This is a genomic window from Ensifer sp. SSB1 (genome assembly GCF_016652895.1).
Taxonomy (GTDB): domain Bacteria; phylum Pseudomonadota; class Alphaproteobacteria; order Rhizobiales; family Rhizobiaceae; genus Ensifer.
In genome coordinates this window covers 1-6,116 of the sequence record NZ_JAEPRP010000270.1, presented here as the reverse complement: position 1 = coordinate 6,116, position 6,116 = coordinate 1, and the positions used below count along the sequence as shown (strand labels likewise).

At 59.6% G+C, this 6,116-nt stretch carries 4 protein-coding genes and 1 pseudogene; all 5 read left to right on the top strand.

Going from position 1 to position 6,116, the window contains the following annotated elements:
• Positions 1-1,019, top strand: a 1,019-nt coding sequence (locus I8N66_RS35310) for a polysaccharide biosynthesis tyrosine autokinase (protein WP_291164567.1), incomplete at its 5' end; no start/stop codon positions are given.
• A 167-nt stretch (positions 1,020-1,186) separates the two neighbouring features.
• A complete protein-coding gene (locus tag I8N66_RS35305; protein ID WP_291164564.1) occupies positions 1,187-1,750 on the top strand; it encodes a transcription termination/antitermination NusG family protein in 564 nt (187 codons plus the stop codon).
• A 390-nt stretch (positions 1,751-2,140) separates the two neighbouring features.
• The gene (locus tag I8N66_RS35300; protein ID WP_291164561.1) at positions 2,141-3,658 is read left to right on the top strand and encodes a hypothetical protein; all 1,518 of its coding nucleotides are present in this window, start codon (positions 2,141-2,143) and stop codon (positions 3,656-3,658) included.
• A 185-nt stretch (positions 3,659-3,843) separates the two neighbouring features.
• The gene (locus I8N66_RS35295; protein WP_291164558.1) at positions 3,844-5,037 is read left to right on the top strand and encodes a glycosyltransferase family 4 protein; all 1,194 of its coding nucleotides are present in this window, start codon (positions 3,844-3,846) and stop codon (positions 5,035-5,037) included.
• A gap of 256 nt (positions 5,038-5,293) precedes the next feature.
• A pseudogene (locus I8N66_RS35290) lies at positions 5,294-6,116 on the top strand (hypothetical protein); the annotation flags it as partial.

Here is a 6,116-nt window from a genome sequence, read left to right as displayed (position 1 = left end):
GTATCGCTCCCGAAAACAAGCAACTGTTCCAGACGTTCCTTTCCCGCGCAAATATCGCCGAAGAAAAATCGACTCTGCTGAGCAGCGGTGTGCGCGTCATTACCCGCGCCGGCGTCCCGCTTGCACCGAGCTTCCCGAACAGACCGCTATTTGCGGCCGTGGGTCTGGTGTTCGGTGCAGCCCTGGGCGGAGCGGGAGCGCTTGTCCGCGAGCTGTTTGCATCCGGCTTCATGGCCAGGCGCCAGGTGGAAGAAGCATTGGCCGTTCCAGTGCTTGCCTCCCTGCCGCGGATGACGGAATGGTCGAGGACGAAGTCACGGGTCCAGCCGGTGGCGTATCTGGAGCACCGCCCCTTGTCGCGCTACAGCGAGGCCGTCAGAAGACTGCGCCTGGGACTGGGCGACATACCCGACACGGATCATACGCAATCGATCACGCTCGTTACCTCCGCCATGCCGGGCGAAGGCAAGACGACACTGGCGCTCAGCCTTGCTTACTCTGCTGCCGCAGACGGCGAACGCGCCCTGGTCATCGATGCCGATCTCAGGGTTTCGGCCACCACCGCCTTCTTTGGCATGACGGAGAATGTCGGTCTGGTCGATCTTCTGACGCTGCCGATCGATCCGGCCAAGGCGATCCATCTGGATGAACGCTCAGGCATTCACGTTCTGCCGGCCGGCGCAAAAACATTGAACCCTCCCGCCCTTCTCGCATCGGCGCGCATGCGGTCGCTCCTCAACGAGTTCCGGGCCACCTATGACACCGTGATCATCGACGCGCCGCCGGTTGGCCCGGTGGCGGACGCCTCCATTCTTGCGGGACATTCCGACAAGGTCGTCTTCGTCGTGAAGTGGCGTGATACGTCGCGCGAGGCGGTGGCCGAGGGCATTCGATACCTGGGCGACAGAACCAAGATCGCCGGCATTGCCCTGACGATGGTCGATGGACCGAAGCTACCCAAATACGGCCGTTACGCGTCCCTCGACGGCAGCGGATACGACGGTCGCTACTTGAATTGAAATTGAGACCCTCTCGCTCCTTTCGAGGAGAGAGAACAATTCGCCACGGAAAACATGGTTAATACACAGATAAACTACATCAGCTATAAAACAACAACGAAGTACACAGATTTATACTGACTACAATTAGTACAATTTGAAAAAATATTAAAGATTGGGGTGGAGAGATGTTGCGGGACAACTCACGCGATGCTTCATTGTCGGGGCCAAGAGACGATGTGCGCGATGCTCAGCCAGAGCGTTGGTACGTCGTGCAGACGCATCAGCATTGCGAGACCCTGGCTGAAAAGCATCTGGCATCACAAAACTTGCGAACCTACCTGCCCAAAAGGTGCCGGACCGTACGGCATGCACGCAGCGTAAAGACTGTTTGCGCTGCCTATTTCGATGGCTACCTCTTCGTCTCGCTGGACATTCAACGGCAGAGATGGTCACCGATCAACTCGACGGTCGGCGTGCGAAGGCTCGTGATGAGTGATCGCCGGCCTATACCTGTACCATACGGGATCGTCGAAGCCTTGATCATGGCGACCGACGAAGCGGGCTTCTTGCATCCCAAGGATATGTTTCAGCCGGGAAAAACAGTTAAAGTAGAAAGCGGCCCGTTTGCCGATCAACTCGGCGTTCTAGACTACGTTGGGCGCTCAGGTGCGGTTCGAGTCTTGATGGATATTATGAACCGCGCCGTCCCAATTTATATAGACAGAAACAAGTGCTTAGTGTTAAATTAACAATGTAGTAATTTGTGCTTTTGTTGAGTTTGTTGCTTTAATTCTAGATTTTTTGCGCAGATGATGAGTCAAACCGACTCACCCTCGCTGCGGCAGCCTGCAAAGAATTCTGCAAGCCTTGCGCTATCTCGCGCGATTGGCAACAGCACATCACCAGATATCACGGATGCCGCTCCCGGCACTCGACTTCGACGAGCTCCCTTTGCCATGTGCAATGAGGATGGGTCCGTCACGTCACTGCCCCTTGGACGGGCTCGCGGAGCAGAACAACAACCGTGAACTGAACGGGCGGCTCCCATGAAATCGCAACCCATGTCTGCTTGGCAAGAAACCGTCGTGACGAAGGCCTCGTCGACTGCGCAGGCGAGTGGTCTGGAACCGGCAGCGCCGTTGCGGAGCGACGCGACGAGATGCCTCCCGTCGTCGCCAGTTCCACCGCTGGCGACCGCGGCCGAGCTGTTCGCGGCTCTTGACGAGGCCGACATCCGCTACGGCATCGTACAGGACCCGGGAAGCCTGCCGCAGGCGCTGGCTGGCCGTGACGATATCGACATGCTGCTCGACAAGCAGGACTACTCGACCTTTTGCACGATCATGGCGCGGTTTCACGGCCTTCGCAGCGTGAGCCTTTCCTGTTACGACAACGTGTGCGATGGCCGAGAAGACTGGTTCGTTCCCGATTTTTCGCGCAGTGCCTATCTGCACATCGATCTTCATGTCGGCATCCGCGTCGGCTGGGAATTCCGCAAGCGCTATCTGGCGTTCGACTATGCGGCGATTAAGCAATGGGATCGTCTTTCGATCGGCGCGGTAACCGTCCCGGTCGCGTCTCTCGAGGACGAGATCCGGTTGTCGATTGGTCGTTTTGCGTTTCGCCTTTGGGGATGGCCCTGGACACGCTGGCTGGCCTTGCCTGGCGACTGGGAGGATCATCTTGCACAGCTACCCTTTCAATCCGGTGAGCGGGTCATCAAATACGATAATGGCCGCAACGGCAGCTTAGGCTGCAGAATCCGCCGAAGCGAAAACGGCATAGAAGTGTGTCGCGCGGATCTGGCGCGGCTGCGGCGCTCGATCCGGCATCGGTGCGGGTTCTCGCGCCGTACCGGTCTGGCAGATGCGGCAGTCCACGTGGCCCGCAAGGCTTCCTATCTTTCATTGCGGATACTGGGGCGGTTGTGGCCAGGTGGGGTTCCGGCAAGAAGACGCGCCGCCACAGGCGGGCTCGTCGTCGCGCTCGTCGCACCAGATGGGCTCGGCAAGAGTACCCAGACCGATCTGCTGACGCGGGTATTTGGCTGGAAGCTCGGTTGTGCGCAGCTCTACGTCGGCACCGGAGAGGGTGATGGCTGGAAGTTCCGCAAGGGACTACAGAACCTGCTTGCCCCCCGCAGGCACCAATTCAAGGCGATGATCCAGCGTGATCACAAAGAGCCGCGCGGCGGGATGATGGGCAAGGTGCTCACAGCCGGACTTGCGTTCTGGGCCGTCATGATTGCGATCGAGAGATACGGGGTCGTCAAGCGCGCGCATCGATGGGCGACACGAGGCTTGATCGTCGTGTGCGATCGGTGGCCGCAGACACTTCGAAAGGGGTATCTGGACGGACCGATGATTCCGTCCAACCTGCCCGCCGTTCCCGGCCTGGCAGCCCTCGCGCGCTTCGAAGAGAAGCTCTACCACAAGATGGACGAATGCAAGCCTGACCTGACCCTTCACCTCGTATCGGACTTCTCCGTCTCACAAAGCAGAAAGCCGGGAGAGATCAGCAAGGAAGGCTTTGAGGCGCGCATGTCGTTGATGGCCGAACTTCGTGCACTCGACAAGGATATCAGGGCCATCGACGCGAGCGCCAATACCGAGGCCATCAACCGGGTTCTTTTCAAGGAAGTCTGGCTGTCTCTCTAAGAGGTAATGCATCCTTCCCCGCACCCACGGACCAAAGCACACCACGTTGCTCAGCGGCCTCCCGCCTCATGCCTTAGACCGCCGTTGGCTTAAGGGACGCGCACCGACACGCCATCACCTCGCGGGCCCCCGCTTCGGCCTGAGGGGACGGCCAGCAGTCATCAGACTCGCGGAGACACACACAAATGAAGATCGTTCATGTGTTGACTCGCCTGCATCGCGCAGGTTCGGAGGAGAATACGTTGGCGTGCTGCAACGCGCAGGTGAAGCACGGCCATGAGGTCTTGTTGGTTCACGGCAACGAATACGATGCAGACCTGCAATCTTCCGTGTCAAAGACGATGCGGGTCGTCGGGCTCGACATGCTTGTCCATCCGATATCCCCTTACAACGATTTCGGGGCGTTGAGGCAACTCAGCCGACTTCTCGCCGAATGGCACCCCGACATCGTTCATACCCATCAGAGCAAGGCTGGGATCATCGGCCGGCTGGCTGCCAAGCAGGCGAATGTTCAGGGCATCATCCATGGCGTGCACATCCTGCCTTTCGTGCATGTCGGCAACGCCCAGAAGCTGACATTCCTTGCGGCCGAGCGTCTGACCGCCCGGTTCACGCGCGCCTTCATCGACGTCAGCCAATCGATGCGCGATATCTGCGTTTCCCACCATATCGGCAGCCCCGCGCAGCACTATGTCGTTCATTCGGGTTTCGACCTGACGCGCTTCTCCGAGGCCAATTGGCCGAATGAGACCCCGCGGCTTCTCGGCATTGCCCCCGGCGCGCCCAAGCCTCCGGTCGTATTGATGCTGGCGGCACTTGAACCCAGAAAGCGCCATATCGAACTCATCGAGGCATTTCCCGAAGTGATCGAGCGTGTTCCTGACGCGCAGTTGATCCTCGCTGGCGAAGGGCCGGCACGCAGCGATATCGAAGCAACCATCGCCCGCTCGCCGGTTGCCGGAAGCATTCACCTGATCGGATATCATTCCGAGCCGGAACGGTTGATCAGCCTTGCGGATGTCTGCGTGCTGACGTCGATGCGAGAGGGGCTGCCGCGCGTGGTCATGCAATACCTGGCGGGCGGCAGGCCATGTGTCGTTTCGGAACTGCCCGGACTGGAAGAAGTCGTCAGGCATGGGGTCAACGGCATCGTGACACCCGCCGACGACGTGAACGCCGCGGCGACCGCCATTGCCGATCTTCTCGAAAACCAGGCGCTTCGCGCTCGACTGGCCGAAGGTGCTAAACGCACCGACCTCACTTCCTGGGGGCTCGATGCAATGTGCGACAGCGTCGAGACGGTCTACCAATCCGTTCTGGCGGCACTACCCCAGCACGGCCTTGCAGGCGCCCGGGCCTATCAGTCGCAACTTCAGTAGCGATGATGAAGCCCGCAGTCCCGCACGCTCCGATCAGGGCCCTGCCCTCCCTGCCAAGGCAGACGCCCGCTGTTTTCTTTCAAAGGCAATAGGTTCGTCCCGTTTCGTTTCCGCTGGGAGATATATCGTGGCTCAAATACCGGTCGACTCCTCACGTCCCTGGCACAAGGCGATTCCGTTCCCGATGGAACCGATCAAGAGCCGATACGTGCTGCGCTGTCTGTTCTGTTCGATAGCGATGCTCGGTGACCTATGCATGATCCTTGTTGCAGCCGTCGCGACAAACCTTGTCAGTCTGAACCTGACAGGCCATGCGCATGGTCCGAAGCTCGCCTATGTCGTCCTGCCCACTTACCTGGTCACGGCCTGGAGCCTAGGTGCCTATCATCTGCCAACGCTTCGTTCGAGTTCGGCGTCTGTCAGAAGCTGCCTTGCCTCCTTGGCGACGGCTGCCAGCTTTTCGCTCCTCGCCGCACTTGCCTTTAGTGTCATCGGCAACTTCTCCTCGCGACAAACGGCGTTCTTCCTTGGGCTCACCGCGGTTGGTCTCACTGTGCTTCATTGGGGCATAGCGGCTGGACTGCGTCGCCGCGAGGACCAAACCGAGACGAAGGTCATTCTGCTGGGCGATGACAGCGTTCGTTCCAATCGGCAACGCAAGGGCGCAACGACCATCAACGTGAGGGCATGCGACTGGCGCCCGATGGAGATGGACCCGAATTTCCTCAATGATCTGTCGCTGGCCGTCGCGGACGCAGATCGGATCGTCCTGTCGTTCAGGTCCGCCAAGGAACAGCAGAAATGGGCAAAGCTGCTTGGGGAACTCGGCTTCGAGACCGAGTTGCTCGAGCCGAGCCTCGCCGGTCTGAAACCGCTGGCGCTGCGCTATCTCGACTCCACGCCGACGCTCGTTGTCTCCACGGGTCCGCTGACCTTGCACAAGCAGGCCCTCAAACGCGGCTTCGACCTGATGCTCGTGCTGATAGCCGCGCCGGTGATCTTGCCTCTCGTCGCCGTTCTCATGGCGCTCGTCCGTGCGGATTCCCCCGGCCCGAGATTGATGAAAATGCATCGGGATC

What these genes read in the sequence shown, in the direction of transcription:
- I8N66_RS35305 (WP_291164564.1), top strand. Translation starts at nt 1,187, where the DNA reads ATGTTGCGGGACAACTCACGCGATGCTTCATTGTCGGGGCCAAGAGAC.
- I8N66_RS35295 (WP_291164558.1), top strand. Translation starts at nt 3,844, where the DNA reads ATGAAGATCGTTCATGTGTTGACTCGCCTGCATCGCGCAGGTTCGGAG.